The organism is uncultured Alsobacter sp. (genome assembly GCF_945952055.1).
GTDB lineage: Bacteria > Pseudomonadota > Alphaproteobacteria > Rhizobiales > Beijerinckiaceae > Alsobacter.
The window spans coordinates 74,642-88,701 of the sequence record NZ_CAMFHB010000026.1; the positions used below are offsets into that span (position 1 = coordinate 74,642).

Sequence of the window (14,060 nt, forward strand, 5' to 3'; positions counted from 1 at the left end):
GCTATCACATGCTCGCCTTGGGCAGGTCGAGGTCGATCGTCTCCTGGTCGACGACGTCGGAGGAGGTCACCACGGCCGGCTTGTTCGTGGGGTTCTCCCACCAGTGGGCATGGCCTGGGCCGAACTCCGGCGTCCATTCGCCTGCCTTGTGGCGGATCGGGACGGAGCAGTAGCTGCTGTGCTCGATGAGTTCGCCGGACACGATGTAGACGATCGAGGGCCGGTCGTCGTGCTCGTGCGTGGGGACGATGCCGCGCGGGCCGATGGTGAGCCGGCGGGTGCGCAGGAACAACTCGCCGACATTGCGCCATCCGGCGAGCTTGACCGTCGCGAGCGTCTCGCGGGTCACGGCCACGCTATCCTTGGACTCGATCTTGCGCGGCGTCTTGAGGACCTTGTCGGTGGGACAGGTTCCGGCCTGGGCCGCGCCGGCCGTGGCGAGCACGGCGCTCAGGACGCAGGTGGTGACGAGGGCACGCGTCATGGATTCCTCCTGTGAGGGGTGGGACGTGGGCGGCGGGGAAGGGAGTGGGGAAGGGGGCGCGTCACGCGCGGTTCAGCCGCTCGAACACGAGAGCCGCGACGAAACCGTAGATGACGTGGCCGACATAGCTCATGAACGACAGGCCGCCGCCCCATTCCATCAGCAGGAAGGGGAGCCCGGCGAGCGGGGCCATGATGCCCAGCGCATTGAACCAGGTGAACGAACCCCAGCTGATGCAGTCGGCGAGAAGGCTGCTTGGATTGAGGGCTCGCGTCGCGGTCACGGCGGTGACGATCAGCCAGAAGATCGACACGGACGCGGTGAGGCCGCCCGTCGCGACCAGGACCAGGGCGAAGGCCGTGAAGATCGCCCAGACGGCGAGGTCGAGCACGAGCCCCCAGCGGGGCAGCCACCGGGAGACCGCGAAATAGGCGATCGGATAGCCGATGATGCCGATGGCGTAGTGGATGACCTCGGCGGGAAGGCGCGGCAGGTCGTAGCCCGTGAACCGCCGGGCCAGCGATATGACGAGGCCGGCCGGTTCCAGCGGCCCGCCGAGCACCAGCGGCGTGAGGCCCCTGGCCCACAGTTCCCAGACGGCGAGGCCGGCGGCGCCGCCGACGAAAAGGCGGACCAGGGTGGCGGCGTCGGGCAGGCGCAGCCGGTCCGGGCGGGAGAGGTCGATCGAGGTCATGGCGGAGTGCCTCCGGTGAAACGGGCCGACCTCCTCGGGGGATGGCGTCGGCGACACCGGCATCAGAGCGGGGGACGGGCCGCATTCCCAATGCCGGTTGGCGATGGTCATCCAAGCCGCCGGCTATGGGACGCCCGGGCCGGATAGCGCCCCGCTATGGATCCCAGAGCCAACCGGCATTTCGCTTTCGGGTTCGGCGACGGGACTGTGTCAGGGCGGCCGAAGGGGTCGTGAACGGTCGCCGGCTCGTCGTCCGGATGCGACCGCAAGGGAGAAGGCTGGTCCCATGACCGCTCTGCGTCCCGCCGGCCCTCGATCGGGCCCGTCCGCGGCCGACCGGGTCGCCGCCCGGATCGCCATGACGCCCACGGCCCGCTTCGCGGTGATCGCCTGCATCGCGTTCCTGACGCTCGTGGATCTCTTCGCGGCCCAGGCCATCCTTCCCGCTCTGGCGGTCGCCTACGGGGCGACGCCGGCCGCCATGGGCGTCGCCGTGAACGCCAGCACGCTCGGCATGGCGATCGCCGGATTGGCCGTCGCCCTGTTCAGCCGGCGTATCGATCGCCGCACGGGGATCGTCGCGAGCCTCGCCCTGCTGGCCGTCCCGACCACCTTGCTCGCGGTGGCGCCGGATCTCACCACGTTCACGCTCCTTCGCGTGGCCCAGGGGCTTTGCATGGCGACGGCGTTCTCGTTGACGCTCGCCCATCTGGGCGAGACCTCCAGCGCGCCGGCAACGGCCTTCGCCGCCTACATCACCGGCAACGTGGCCAGCAACCTCGTCGGCCGGCTGGCTGCGGCCTCCGTGGCAGGCAGCCTGGGGCTGCCGTCGACCTTCCTCGCCTTCGCCGGCCTGAACCTCATGGGCGCGGTCCTGGCGCTCGCGGTCATACCGGCAGCCATGCGCGACACCGCGGCGGCGGCGCCGGGCTCACCCTGGGCGGCCGTGGCGGGCCATGTGCGCACCCCGCGCCTGCGGGCGGCCTTCGCCATCGGCTTCAGCATCCTGTTCGGCTTCATCGGCACGTTCACCTACGTGAACTTCGTCCTCGTCGAGCCGCCGCTCGGGCTCGACATGATGTCGGTCGGGCTCGTCTATGTCGTCTTCCTGCCGGCCATCCTGACGACGCCGCTGGCGGGTCCGGTCATCCAGCGGTGGGGCATCAGGCCTTCCTTCGCGACGGGGATGATCGTGGCCTTGGCCGGGCTGCCGCTCACCCTTGCGCCGACGCTGCCGCCCGTCCTCGCCGGCCTGTCGCTCGTCGGCGTGGGGACCTTCTTCGCCCAGGCGGTGGTGACCGGCTTCGTCGGCCGCGCGGCATCCGTCGACCGGGGAGCCGCGAGCGGGCTCTATCTCGCCAGCTACTTCGCCGGCGGACTGGCCGGCAGTGCCGTTCTCGGGCGGGTCTTCGACGCCGCCGGCTGGCCGGCCTGCGTGGCCGGGATCGCGGTCGCGCTCGTCGCCGGGCTGGCCGGCGGAATGCGGCTCACCCTTCCCCCCGCATCATCGACGCCCGCAGGGAGCGCGCCATGACCAAAACGACGTCCGCCATCGACACCACCGTGTCCCATCCCGCTCGCCGCCGCGACGTCCTGGCCCTCGGCCTGGCGGTCGCATCCCAGCCGCTCCTCTCCCGAACCGCTGCGCTGGCGGACGACGCGTCCTCGGTGCTCGCCACGTACAAGGCCTTCGTGAGCGCCCAGAACGCAGGGGACCTGGAGGCCGTCCGAACCCTGTTCACGCAGACGCCGCCGTTCCTGTGGGTCAGCGACGGCATGTCCATCTGGGGCCGGGACGTCGCCATCGCGCGGATGTCGCTGTTCCGCGCCTCGGAGGTCTGGCGGGTGACGCCCGATCTGGACCGGGCCGTCCCGGTCATGCTGGACCACCGCACGGCCTATCTCCATCTGCCCCTCGACCTGGCCATCGGTGCCCGCGCCAAGCCGGACGTGCTCCCGTTCCTGGTGAGCATGCTGTGCCATCGGGCCGAACCCACGGATCCATGGGGCATCGCGGCGCCTTTCACCACCACCCGAAAGCAGGCTTGAGGAGGGCGCCATGGCCCAGGCCGCGGGACTTCGCCACGCGAGCGTCCATCCACGATCCGGCGGGGCGAACCGGCCCCCTCGAAACACCGCTGGCGCCCGTTCCGCAAAGGCGGCGGCCGCACTAGACTATGGGTGGCATTCCGCCCCCCGTGACGAACCGGCATGACCACGATGGCTGCACACTACACGTCGCTGGGCGAAGCTTTCCGGGCCGCGGTCGAGGGCGAGGGGCCGGTCAACGAGCGCCTTGCGATTTTCGCCGACACGCTGCGACGGCTCGATCCCGCGTTTACGGCCATGGTCGACCGGTACATCGCGCGGCTCGAGGCGGTCGGCGCGGGCCAGTCGGCCCCGGGCGTCGGTGAGCCGATGCCGGAGTTCGTCCTTCCGGACGAGGAGGGGCACCTGACGCCGCTTGGAGCCTTTCTCGACAAGGGCCCGGCCGTCATCGCCCTCCATCGCGGACACTGGTGCCCCTATTGCCGCATCAACGCGCGGGCCCTGGCCCAGGCTCATCGGGCCCTGGCGGACCTCGGCGGGTCGGTGGTCGCGATCACGCCCGAGCGCGCGGCGTTCGCCGCCCGCTTCCGCCAATCGGCCGACGCCCACTACCCGGTGCTGGTCGACATCGACAACGGCTACGCGCTGGCGCTCAACCTGGCGATCTGGCTGGACGCGGACATGCGGCGGGGCATGGAGTCCTTCAACGTCGATCTCGCCGGCTACCAGGGCAACGACCATTGGATGCTGCCGATCCCCGCGACCTTCGTGGTCGGCACCGACGGGATCGTGAAGGCCCGCTTCATCGACCCGGACTATCGGCGGCGGATGGACATCGACGACCTTCTGGCCGCCGTCGCCGCCATCGGCCCCGCGTGATCGCGCCGGTTCGGCGTCAGTGGATGTAGCGGCTCCAGTCGGCGCCGCGCAGCAGCTTCATCAGCGCCGTGGCGGCGGCGTCGCGCTGGCGGCCCGCCACGGCGTGGAGGCTCACCGTGCGGGAGGCCGGGAGGCCACGCAGCGCGATCCGGTGGATCCCCTTCGGCAACGCCGTCGTCCTCGGTGCGATCGCCACGCCGATCCCGGCTTCCAGCAGGGCGATCATGTCGCGCTCCGAACCGACGGCATGGGTCTTCTCGAGGTTGATCCCGCGCTGCCGCATGGCCCCGCCGATCTGCTCGAACTGCTCGCAATAGGGGCGGACGAGGAGGCGCTGCTCGACCAGCATGTCGACGTCAACGGCATTGGCTCCGGCCAGGGCGTGCTCGTCGCTCGCCAGCAGGGCGAAATCCTCCGTGAAGAGCGCCCACGTGTCGAGCCTGTCCCAGGTCACGCCGAGGCCCCCCGCGATGGCAAGGTCGGCCTCTCCCTTTTTCAGGAGTTCCGCGACCTCGTCGCCCGTCCCGCGCAGGAACTTGAGCTCGAGCCCCGGAAAGGCTCGGGTCAGCTCGGCCAGGAACGCGACGATCGTCGTGATGTCGATCGTGTGCGACAGCGCGATGCGCAGCGAAGCCACCTCGCCCCGCCTGATCTGGTGGGCGAGCTGCTTCACGCCCTGCGCCGCTTCGTAGCATTGCTGGAGGAGCGGCAGCATCCGCTCACCGAGATCGGTAAGGTGGGACAGCTTGTGCTCGCGCCGGAAGAGGTCGCCCCCGAGCTCCTCCTCCAGGAGCTTGATCGCACGCGTCAGCGACGGCTGGGCAACGTTGCACTCCTCGGCGGCACGCGTGAAATTCAGCGTGCGCGCGGCAGCCAGGAAATACCGGACCTGGTGCATTTCCATGGATGTCTACTGCCAATCCATCCGTGACGATTTCACGGGTCAGAATAGTGGATGCGCGTCGCGAAGGTAACCCGCCTCGCCATCACGCCTGCGCTCGCGTGATCGCCGGGGGTAGCGGGTGCCTCGAGCCCGCCTGAGGGAGCTTCAGGGCCGTGGGGCGCCGTGGGGCTGGCGTTGCCAGGGTTCCGGGTCGATCCGGGCCAGGAGCTCCGCCGCCGGCAGGTCGCTCCGGTTGCGCGCGGCCGCCGCCTGGGCGTCGGAGGTCACGCGGCCGAGGTCGCCCGGCTGGCGGACCATGTAGGTCTCCTGCAGGATCATCATGCCGGCATGGCGGATCTGCACCTTGACCAGGGTGCCTTGGCCGAGGGTGTCGCGGTCGTTCATCGTGCGTCTCCTTGCTTGGCCTTCCACAGGGGGCGGGGGGCGGCGTTGCCCGACAGGAGCGTCGGCCCGGCCTTTTCGACGGGATCGCGTTCGGGCTCGTGCTGCCGTGCTTCGCGCAGGACCGACAGCACGGCGATGAGTGCGCGATTGCCGATGCCGCTCGGCGAGGATGGGTCTTGGGAAAGGCGGATCCGGGTCATCGTCGTTCTCCCCGTCAGCCACGCGTCGCGATGGCGCCCATGCGGGCCTCGTGCAGGATGAAGCCCTCGACGGGATCGAAATCGCCCTCCCAGGGGGCTGCGTCGAGGAGATCGGCCGTGTCGCGATAGCCCGCCTCCCAGCGCGAGCGGATGCCGGCGCTGCTGAAGTCGATGTCCTTGGTGTGGTCCTCGCCGTCGAGGGCGGGTGCGAGCAGGCGGACGACGTGCATCTGCGTGCGGCAGCCATAGCTCGTCAGCGCGCGGACCTCGGGATCCTGGCGCAGGTCGTCCGGCAACAGTTTGTCGAGCTCGGCGATGATGTGCCTGAGCCGGTGCATCTGTTTCTGGCGGGTGATGTGGGAGGCGGCCCGGCTCGAATACTGGATGTCCTTGTGGCGGTTCATCACCTGCCAGATCGTCTCGGGCTCGTTGCCGTTGGGGTTCCAGATGTGGACCGCGAAGACGAGCGAGTTCCGCCGCGGATTGTCGTCGAAGACGGCCTCGACCGGCGTGTTGGAGAGGATGCCGCCGTCCCAGTACAATTGCCCGTCGATGCGAACGGCCGGAAAGGCCGGGGGCAGCGCCCCCGAGGCCATGACGTGCCGGATGTCGAGCGGCATGTCGCGGCTGTCGAAATAGCGCATCTCCGCGGTGCGGACGTTGGCGGCGCCGACGGTCAGCCGGGTCGGTCCGCCGTTGATGCGGCCGAAGTCGATCAGTTCCTCGAGCGTCCGGGCCAACGGCTCGGTGGTGTAGTAGCCGGCGGCTTCCGCACCCAGCGGAACGCTCACGCCGGTGAAGCTGCGGACGTTCGGCTGGAAGAATGCCGGTATGCCCTGCATGATCGTCAGCATGTTCGACATGGCCGCACCGATGAACGGCACCGAGCCGAACAGGCGGGCCACGGGGCCGTGCTCGACGCGGGCCCAGAACTCGCGGAGCCTGTCGAACCTCTCGCCGGGCTCGTTGCCCGCGATCAGGGCCGCATTGATGGCGCCGATGGACGTGCCGATCACCCAGTCGGGTTCGATGCCGGCCTCCGACAGGGCCTGGCAGACCCCGACCTGGTAGGCGCCCAGCGCTCCTCCGCCCTGGAGCACCAGGACGATCTGCCCCTTGTCCTTCGGGTTGCCCCTCACGCGCGCTGCAGACTTGCCGGCTTCTGCAGACTTGCCGGCGTTGGCGACGTCGTTCATCGCTCGTTCTCCCGATCCCTGATGGCCGTCAGTGCGCGGTCCAGCCGCCGTCGACCGGCAGCGCGGCCCCGGTGATGGAGCCCGCCGCGTCGGAGGCGAGGAACAGGGCGAGGGCCCCGATCTCCTCCACCGTGGCGAAGCGCTTGTTAGGCTGCTGAGCCAGCAGAACGTTACGCACGACGTCGTCGCGCGGGATCCCGTGGGTGCGGGCCTGGTCGTTGATCTGGGCTTCGACCAGCGGCGTCCACACATAGCCCGGGCAGATGGCGTTGCAGGTGATCGGGCTCTCGGCGGTCTCCAGGGCCGTCACCTTGGTGAGGCCGACGAGGCCGTGCTTGGCGGCCACATAGGCCGACTTGAAGGGAGAGGCGACCAGCCCGTGGGCCGAGGCGACGTTGATGATGCGGCCATAGCCGCGGCGGCGCATGGCGCCGAGAACCAGCCGCGTCGTGTGGAATGCCGCCGTGAGATTGAGAGCGAGGATCACGTCCCAGCGCGACGGCGGGAAGCTCTCGAGGGCGCTGACGTGCTGGACGCCGGCATTGTTGACGAGGATGTCGACGCCGCCGAAGCCCTGCAGGGCGTCGGCCATCATGCCTTCGATCGCCGTGGCGTCGGTCAGGTCGGCGGCGGCGTGGAGCACCTCGACGGCGAAGTCGCTCCTGATCTCGTCGCAGGTCCGCGCGATGGCGTCCCTGTCGCCGAGCCCGTTCACCACGATGTTGGCACCTGCGGCGGCCAAGGCCCGCGCGATCCCGAGGCCGATGCCGGATGTCGATCCGGTCACCAGCGCGGTGCGGCCGGCGAGGGCTCGCGTGGCGCTGGTCGTACTGGTCGGCTGAGCGTTCATCCTCGTCTCCTCCGTCGCGGCGAGATCCGCCGGGCCTGGAGAGAGACTGCGAATTCGGCCCCGCGAACGGAAATGCCGACTTGCTGCGAGATCGATAGGCGGGGGCTATGGTGCCGGGCCGGACCGGCTCAGCGGACGACCTGACCGGCTTCGGCGTGCGGCCGCGGCACCGCCATGACCCGGCCGAGGAGGACCGGGCGGGGCAGGGCGGCGTGTGCCGCCTTCATGATGGCCATCGTCGCGAGCACGTCGGGCGGGAAGGGGCGGACCTTCCGCTCGCCCATGTCGACGTGGAGGTTCATGCTCTCGGCGGCAGCCGCGAGCCACGATTCCGTGGCGTGCCGCATCTCCATATAGACGTGGAGTCTCTTGTCGTCGAAGTCGATGAGCTGCAGCGTGACGCGCAACTGGTCCTCGAGCTTGACCTCGCGGCGATACACCACGTGCCATTCCGCGGTCATCGTCGTGCCGCCGCGCTGGTGCACGTAATCCTCACCCAGGCCCATTGCCGCCAGGGCCTGGTCGAACGCCGTGTCGAACAGAACGCCGTAATAGGCCATGTTCAGATGGCCGTTGTAGTCGATCCACTCCGGCTTGACGCGCAGCGTGGACGACACGAAAGGAGCGAAAAAGAAAGGCGTACCCTCTGAGTGCGGCATGAAATCCGTCCGGGAGTCGCGTCCTGGCGTTGCCTTTCCAGTCTGAACGCGGGATGAGAGGCGTCTCTCGTCAGGTGAACAAATTCCGCCCGGCGGGGGATGCCGATTCCAATGATTGGCAAATCGAGACGACAACGCAAGATGTCAGGCTGTCCTAACATGCATATTTCGGCGAGCGATCCCCTATGACCAGCCGGCCCTCGCCCGAAACGATCGCGCTGATCGTTGGCGAACTGCAAAAACACATGGGCAACCGGGTCGTCACCAGCCAAGCCGTGCGTGGACAGCATGCCAACACCCTCACCTGGGTGACGGCCGAAGCGCCGGACGCGGTGGTGTTTGCCGAGAGCACCGAAGAGGTCGCGAGCGTCGTTCGCCTGTGCGCCGACCACCAGGTCCCGGTGATCGCCTTCGGGGCCGGGTCGTCGCTGGAGGGGCACACCAACGCCCCGTTCGGCGGCATCTGCATCGACCTGACGGGGATGGCGGCCGTGCTCGCCGTCCACGCCGAGGACCTCGACTGCGTGGTCCAGCCGGGCATCACGCGCAAGCGGCTCAACGAGCATCTGCGCGACAGTGGGCTTTTCTTCCCGATCGATCCGGGCGCCGACGCGACGCTGGGCGGCATGGCGTCGACCAGGGCCTCGGGCACGAACGCCGTCCGCTACGGGACCATGAAGGACAACGTCCTGGCGCTCACCGTCGTGCTGCCCAGCGGCGAGATCATCCGGACCGGATCGCGGGCCCGCAAGTCCTCCGCCGGCTACGACCTGACCCGCCTGTTCGTGGGCTCCGAGGGAACGCTGGGGATCATCACCGAGATGACGTTGCGCCTGCACGGCATCCCCGAGGCGGTGTCGGGCGGCGTCTGCGTGTTCCCCACCGTCGAGGCCGCCTGTTCGGCCTCCATCGCCGCCATCCAGGCCGGCATCCCTGTCGCCCGGATGGAGCTGGCCGACGCGACCCAGGTGCGCGCCATCAACCTCTATTCCAAGCTCGCGCTGCAGGAGACCCCGGCGCTGTTCCTCGAATTCCACGGGTCTGCCGCCGGCGTCGAGGAACAGTCCCAGCGATTCGGCGAGATCGCCGAGGAATTCGGCGGCGGTCCCTTCGAGTGGGCCACCCGGGCGGAAGAGCGGACGCGGCTCTGGCAGGCCCGCCATGATGCCTTCTGGTCGGCGCTGGCGCTGCGTCCGGGCGGCGCCGCGCTGTCGACCGACGTGTGCGTGCCCATCTCCCGCCTGGCGGAGTGCGTCGTGGCCACGCAGCAGGACATCGCCGCCACCGGCCTCGTCGCTCCCATCGTCGGCCATGTGGGCGACGGCAATTTCCACGTGATCATCGTGCTCGACCCCTCCGACAAGGCCGAGAAGGCCGCGGTCGAGGGCTTCCTGGACCGCCTCGTCGAGCGGGCGCTCGCCATGGGCGGCACCTCGACGGGCGAGCACGGGATCGGGCAGAAGAAGTCGCGCTACATGGTGAAGGAGCACGGCGAGGGTGCCGTCGCGGCCATGCGGGCAGTGAAGCTGGCGCTGGATCCGCTGGGGATCATGAACCCCGGAAAGGTTCTGCCCTCTTGAGTGCCGAGTATTCTGCCGTACCGTTCATGCCGCGTCACCCTGCGGCCATGAAGTCCTGTATGGTGGGGCGGAGCCGATTGAGTACGGGAAACGAACCACTTGCGTGACATCCTGACGGGTCTGGCCATTCTGCTGATCGTGGCGATCACGTCGGCCATGGTCGGCCCGTATTTTGTTGACTGGTCCACGTATCGGCCGGTCTTCGAGCAGAAGATGGCCGAGAGCCTGGGCGTTCCCGTCGCCCTAGAAGGCCCGATCGACGTCAAGCTCCTGCCGACCCCGCGCCTGACCCTGTCGGCGGCCACGGCGGGCAATGCCGGATCCAGCCCCTCGCTCAGCGCCGAGCGCGTGGTGCTGGAGATCTCCGTCATGCCGCTGCTGCGGGGCGAGGTCGTCGTCACCGAGGCCCGCCTGGAATCGCCGCGCCTGGAAGTCGCGCTGGGCAAGGACGGAACGGTGGAGGGCGTCGCCCAGGCCCTGGCCGGAGCGTCCCGCGCCTCCGCGGTGATCGTCGACCGGCTCGTCGTCACCGACGGCGTGGTGGCCATCGCCGACCGCGACAACGGACTGGCGACGGTCGTCACCGACATCGCCGCGGACGCCGACGCGGCGGCGCTGGCCGGGCCCTGGCGCGCCGGCGCCACGGCCACCATCGGTGGCCGCCCGGTGGAGTTTCGGCTGTCGACCGGCTCGCCCGAGCCCGAGGGCACCCGGATCAAGGTCACCATGCAGTCGGACGGCGGGCGGCAGCGCGCCGAGGTGGACGCGCGATGGATCGCCGCCGCCGCCGGTCCGCGGCTGGACGGGCGGTTCTCCGCCAGCGGTCGCCTGCGCTGGCCGGAGCGGGACGCGTTCGCCACGCGTCCGTGGTCCTTCTCCACGCAGTTCAGGATGGCCGGCCGATCGGCCGCGCTGGACGGCATCGAGCTCGATGCCGGCGGCGAAGAGGCGGCCGTCAAGGCCACCGGCACGGGAACCGCGGACCTGGGCGCGAAGCCGCGCCTGTCGCTCGCGCTCGAGGCCAAGCAGTTCGACCTGGACCGGCCCTTCGCTGGCACGGCGACCGTCCCGGGCCAGGCGCAGGCCTTCGTCGGCCTGCCCTCCGCGCTCGGCGGCTGGATCGCCGCGCTCGGCGGCGACGACCGTGGCCCCTCCCTGCCGCTGCCCGTCGCGCTCACGTTCAAGGTGCCCAACGTCATCCTGGGCGGCGACACCGTGTCGGGCGTGGTGCTCGAGGGCGAACTCGCCAACGGCCGGTTCGCGATGTCGCGCCTGGCGGCGACCCTGCCCGGCGGCGGCCTCGTGGAAGGCGCGGGCGATGCCGCCCTCTCCGGCGGGGGACAGTTCACCGGCCGCCTGTCGCTGCGCACGCGCGACGCGTCGCGGACGCTGGGCTGGCTCGAGGGCGAGCGTGCGGGCCGCTCCACGCGCCTGGCCGACGTTCGCGAACTCACGGCCCAGGCCGACGTCACGTTGGCTCCGCCGGTGCTCGCCGCCCGGAGCATGCGGGTCGGCATCGACCGGTCGGTCATCCAGGGCGCGCTGCGCTACACTTTCCCCGACTCCACGCAGCGCGGCCGTTTCGAAGCGCAATTGACGGCGGAAGGCCTGGGCATCGAGCAGGTTCCGGACCTGTCGACGCTGACCGGCGCCGCACGGGGGCTCGACGTGAGCCTCGCGCTCGACGCCCGCAACGTCCGGGTCGGACAGCTCTCCGGTCCCAACGTCGGCGCCGGCAGGGTCGGCCTGCGGGTGGCCGTCACGGGAGATGCCGTGCAGGTCGACAGCCTGGAGATCGTCGACGTGGGCGGCGCCAACGTGCGCGCCACCGGCCGCGTCTCGGCGTCGGGCGGACGCCTGGATGCCACCGTCGACGCACGGCGGGTCGAGCCGTTGGCGGAGCTGCTGCGCAAGGTCATGCCGGGGCGCACGCCGGCGATGATCGCCGCCCGGGCGCCCGCGCTCGGTCCCCTTCGCTTGCGCCTCGTCGCCGAACGCGGCGCCGGTGCGGCGGGCGCGACGCGCTTCACGCTCGACGGCACGGCCGCGGCCTCGCGGCTCGCGGCTCAAGCCACCGTGGGCGGGACGCAGGGAGAAGACCGCGTGGTTGCCGGGGCCACGCTCGAGTCTCCGGACAGTGCCGCCTTCCTCGCGCAGCTCGGCCTGGAAACACTGCCGCTACCCGGCTTCGGCAAGGGGCGTCTCGCCGTCGACATCGACGGACGCTTCGGGCGCGGCGCGACGGTGAAGGTGAGCGGCGAGGCGGCTGGCGTCCAGCTGAGCGGCGATGGCCGGCTCGGCGGTCAACCCGGCGAACCGGACCTTGCCGGAACGGTGAAGGTCGAGACCCAGGACGTCGGTCCGCTGACCCAGATCCTGGCCCTTCCTGGACCCGACGTGCTCGGCCGCATTCCGATGCAGGCTTCGGCGCGCCTGCAGGTGAACGACGATCGCGTCGCGCTGCAGGATCTCGATGCGCGTGTGTCCGGCCAGCCCGTGGCCGGGCAGCTCGCGCTCGATCTCGGCAAGTCGAAGCTCGAGGGCAGCCTGGCGTTCGATCGCTTGTCCGTGGCGGGCCTGTCTTCCCTCGCCGTGGGAGCGCTGCAGGCGCCCCTGCCGGGCAATCTCTGGCCCGCCGGTCGGTTCTCGTCGGTCCTGCCGCCGCCCTTCGACACGGCCGTGTCGCTCAAGGCCCGGAGTTTCGACGTCGGTTATGGTCAGCCTGCGTCCGACAGCTCGGGCATGCTCACCTGGACGGCCGATCAGCTGAGCTACGCGATGCAGTCGGCCTCCTATGCGGGCGGACGCCTCGGCGGCACGCTGAGCTTGCGCCGGCAGGGCACGCTCGCGGCCCTGTCCTTCAAGATGGCGCTGCAGAACGCCGACCTTGCCGTCCTCCTGCCGCAGGCCGGCATCGCGGGCCGCGCCGATGCCGACCTCGACGGGTCCGCCTCGGGGGAAACCGCCACCGCGCTCGTCACCAGCCTGTCGGGTGGTGGCCAGCTGAAGGTGCGCGAGGCCGTCGTGCCGAGGCTCGCACCCGGCGCGCTCGGCGCGATGACGGCCGCGCTCGATGCCGAACGGGATCCTCCGGAGCTGTCTCGGGTGCGCGACCAGCTGAGCGCCGCGCTGAACCGGGGTGCCATGCGGGTGCCGGCCGCGGAAGCGCCGGTCACCCTGTCCGCCGGGCTGATGCGGGTCGGGCCGCTCTCCCTGCGGCTGGACGGCCTCGACGCGGCGGGGTCCCTGTCCTTCGACCTGCGGAACGCGCGGGTCGATGCCCGCCTCCAGATCGCGGCCCCGCCGCCGCCCGGCTGGGTCGGACCCGACCCGCAGGCGGCACTCTCCTGGCGCACCGGCCGGACGGGCACCTTCGACCGCGAGGTGGACGTCGCGACGCTGACGAACGTCCTCACCACCCGTGCCGTCGCCCGGGAGCTGGAGCGCATGGAAGCCGCAGAGGCCGACTTGCGGGAGCGCAACTTCTTCGTCCGGCGCATGAAGGCCGACCGCGACGCGCTCGAGCGTGAGCTGCGGGAGGCCGAGGAGGCACGCCTCGCCGAGGAAGCGCGCAAGGCCGAGGAGGCCCGCAAGGTCGAAGAGGCACGTCGCGCCGAAGAGGCCCGCAAGGCCGAGGAGGCCCGAAAGGCCGAAGACGCGCGCCGGGCCGAGGAGGCACGGAAGGCCGAAGAGATCCGCAAGGCCGAGGAGGCTCGGCTGGCCGAAGAGGCGCGCAAGGCCGAGGACGCTCGCCGGGCCGAAGAGGCGCGAAAGGCCGAGGAGATCCGCAAGGCGGAGGAGGCACGCCGCGCCCAGGAAGAGGCACAGCGGGCCGAACAGGCCCGCAGGGCGGAAGAGGCGCGTCGCGCGCAGGAGGAAGCCCAGCGGGTCGAACAGGCCCGCAAGGCCGAGGAAGCCCGCCGCCTCCAGGAGGAGGCTCAGCGTGCGGAAGAGGCCCGTCGCGCGGAGGAGGCCCGGAAGTCTGACGAGATGCGCCGGGCAGAAGAAGCCCGCAAGGCTGACGAGGCGCGCCGGGCAGAAGAAGCCCGCAAAGCCGATGAGGCCCGCCGTGCTGAGGAAGCTCGGAAGGCCGATGAGGCTCGCCGTGCGGAGGAGGCCCGCAAGGCCGACGAGGCTCGCCGCGCGGAGGAAGCTCGCAAGGCCGACGAGGCTCGCCGGGC

At 70.6% G+C, this 14,060-nt stretch carries 13 protein-coding genes; 5 read left to right on the plus strand and 8 right to left on the minus strand.

Annotation, left to right across the window (positions count from 1 at the left end):
• Nucleotides 1-4 precede the first annotated feature (4 nt).
• Together Q0Q47_RS18890 and Q0Q47_RS18895 are read right to left on the minus strand one after the other, a co-directional pair.
• On the minus strand, nucleotides 5-484 hold the full coding sequence (locus Q0Q47_RS18890; RefSeq protein ID WP_293863187.1) for a cupin: 480 nt from the start codon (nucleotides 482-484) through the stop codon (nucleotides 5-7).
• A gap of 61 nt (nucleotides 485-545) precedes the next feature.
• On the minus strand, nucleotides 546-1,178 hold the full coding sequence (locus Q0Q47_RS18895; RefSeq protein WP_293863189.1) for a hypothetical protein: 633 nt from the start codon (nucleotides 1,176-1,178) through the stop codon (nucleotides 546-548).
• Nucleotides 1,179-1,536: 358 nt separating this feature from the next.
• Between Q0Q47_RS18895 and Q0Q47_RS18900 the strand changes: the two genes are divergently transcribed.
• From Q0Q47_RS18900 to Q0Q47_RS18910, 3 genes are all read left to right on the plus strand, one after another.
• On the plus strand, nucleotides 1,537-2,712 hold the full coding sequence (locus tag Q0Q47_RS18900; RefSeq protein WP_293863227.1) for an MFS transporter: 1,176 nt from the start codon (nucleotides 1,537-1,539) through the stop codon (nucleotides 2,710-2,712).
• Nucleotides 2,709-3,227, plus strand: coding sequence for a hypothetical protein (locus tag Q0Q47_RS18905; protein ID WP_293863191.1), 519 nt, complete (start codon nucleotides 2,709-2,711; stop codon nucleotides 3,225-3,227). The genes Q0Q47_RS18900 and Q0Q47_RS18905 overlap by 4 nt, the downstream gene beginning before the upstream one ends.
• Nucleotides 3,228-3,389: 162 nt before the next feature.
• Nucleotides 3,390-4,106, plus strand: coding sequence for a peroxiredoxin-like family protein (locus Q0Q47_RS18910; protein WP_293863193.1), 717 nt, complete (start codon nucleotides 3,390-3,392; stop codon nucleotides 4,104-4,106).
• A 16-nt stretch (nucleotides 4,107-4,122) separates the two neighbouring features.
• Here the strand turns inward: Q0Q47_RS18910 and Q0Q47_RS18915 are convergent, their stop codons facing one another.
• The 6 genes from Q0Q47_RS18915 to Q0Q47_RS18940 all read right to left on the minus strand — a co-directional run bounded on the left by Q0Q47_RS18915 (nucleotide 4,123) and on the right by Q0Q47_RS18940 (nucleotide 8,257).
• Nucleotides 4,123-5,010: a LysR family transcriptional regulator gene (locus Q0Q47_RS18915; RefSeq protein ID WP_293863195.1), complete on the minus strand. Its 888-nt coding sequence runs from the start codon at nucleotides 5,008-5,010 to the stop codon at nucleotides 4,123-4,125.
• Between the two features lie 144 nt (nucleotides 5,011-5,154).
• Nucleotides 5,155-5,394, minus strand: coding sequence for a hypothetical protein (locus Q0Q47_RS18920; protein ID WP_293863197.1), 240 nt, complete (start codon nucleotides 5,392-5,394; stop codon nucleotides 5,155-5,157).
• Entirely contained in the window at nucleotides 5,391-5,594 is a 204-nt protein-coding gene (locus Q0Q47_RS18925) for a hypothetical protein (RefSeq protein WP_293863199.1), read from the minus strand. Before Q0Q47_RS18925 ends, Q0Q47_RS18920 begins: the two co-directional genes overlap by 4 nt.
• Nucleotides 5,595-5,608: 14 nt before the next feature.
• Nucleotides 5,609-6,790 carry a patatin-like phospholipase family protein gene (locus tag Q0Q47_RS18930; protein ID WP_293863201.1) on the minus strand — a complete coding sequence of 394 codons (1,182 nt, stop codon included), beginning with the start codon at nucleotides 6,788-6,790 and terminating at the stop codon, nucleotides 5,609-5,611.
• Between the two features lie 28 nt (nucleotides 6,791-6,818).
• Nucleotides 6,819-7,640, minus strand: coding sequence for a 3-hydroxybutyrate dehydrogenase (locus tag Q0Q47_RS18935; RefSeq protein WP_293863203.1), 822 nt, complete (start codon nucleotides 7,638-7,640; stop codon nucleotides 6,819-6,821).
• A gap of 128 nt (nucleotides 7,641-7,768) precedes the next feature.
• Nucleotides 7,769-8,257 (minus strand): thioesterase family protein, encoded by a 489-nt coding sequence (locus Q0Q47_RS18940; protein WP_367278271.1) that lies wholly within the window; start codon nucleotides 8,255-8,257, stop codon nucleotides 7,769-7,771.
• A gap of 227 nt (nucleotides 8,258-8,484) precedes the next feature.
• On the opposite strand from Q0Q47_RS18940, the gene Q0Q47_RS18945 reads away from it, so the two are divergent.
• Together Q0Q47_RS18945 and Q0Q47_RS18950 are read left to right on the plus strand one after the other, a co-directional pair.
• The gene (locus Q0Q47_RS18945; RefSeq protein ID WP_293863207.1) at nucleotides 8,485-9,879 is read left to right on the plus strand and encodes an FAD-linked oxidase C-terminal domain-containing protein; all 1,395 of its coding nucleotides are present in this window, start codon (nucleotides 8,485-8,487) and stop codon (nucleotides 9,877-9,879) included.
• Nucleotides 9,880-9,978: 99 nt separating this feature from the next.
• On the plus strand, nucleotides 9,979-14,060 hold a 4,082-nt coding region (locus Q0Q47_RS18950; RefSeq protein ID WP_293863209.1), incomplete at its 3' end, for an AsmA family protein.

What these genes read in the sequence shown, in the direction of transcription:
- Q0Q47_RS18890 (WP_293863187.1), bottom strand. Translation starts at nt 484, where the DNA reads ATGACGCGTGCCCTCGTCACCACCTGCGTCCTGAGCGCCGTGCTCGCC.
- Q0Q47_RS18915 (WP_293863195.1), bottom strand. Translation starts at nt 5,010, where the DNA reads ATGGAAATGCACCAGGTCCGGTATTTCCTGGCTGCCGCGCGCACGCTG.
- Q0Q47_RS18935 (WP_293863203.1), bottom strand. Translation starts at nt 7,640, where the DNA reads ATGAACGCTCAGCCGACCAGTACGACCAGCGCCACGCGAGCCCTCGCC.
- Q0Q47_RS18895 (WP_293863189.1), bottom strand. Translation starts at nt 1,178, where the DNA reads ATGACCTCGATCGACCTCTCCCGCCCGGACCGGCTGCGCCTGCCCGAC.
- Q0Q47_RS18920 (WP_293863197.1), bottom strand. Translation starts at nt 5,394, where the DNA reads ATGAACGACCGCGACACCCTCGGCCAAGGCACCCTGGTCAAGGTGCAG.
- Q0Q47_RS18900 (WP_293863227.1), top strand. Translation starts at nt 1,537, where the DNA reads ATGACGCCCACGGCCCGCTTCGCGGTGATCGCCTGCATCGCGTTCCTG.
- Q0Q47_RS18910 (WP_293863193.1), top strand. Translation starts at nt 3,390, where the DNA reads ATGACCACGATGGCTGCACACTACACGTCGCTGGGCGAAGCTTTCCGG.
- Q0Q47_RS18925 (WP_293863199.1), bottom strand. Translation starts at nt 5,594, where the DNA reads ATGACCCGGATCCGCCTTTCCCAAGACCCATCCTCGCCGAGCGGCATC.
- Q0Q47_RS18930 (WP_293863201.1), bottom strand. Translation starts at nt 6,790, where the DNA reads ATGAACGACGTCGCCAACGCCGGCAAGTCTGCAGAAGCCGGCAAGTCT.
- Q0Q47_RS18905 (WP_293863191.1), top strand. Translation starts at nt 2,709, where the DNA reads ATGACCAAAACGACGTCCGCCATCGACACCACCGTGTCCCATCCCGCT.
- Q0Q47_RS18945 (WP_293863207.1), top strand. Translation starts at nt 8,485, where the DNA reads ATGACCAGCCGGCCCTCGCCCGAAACGATCGCGCTGATCGTTGGCGAA.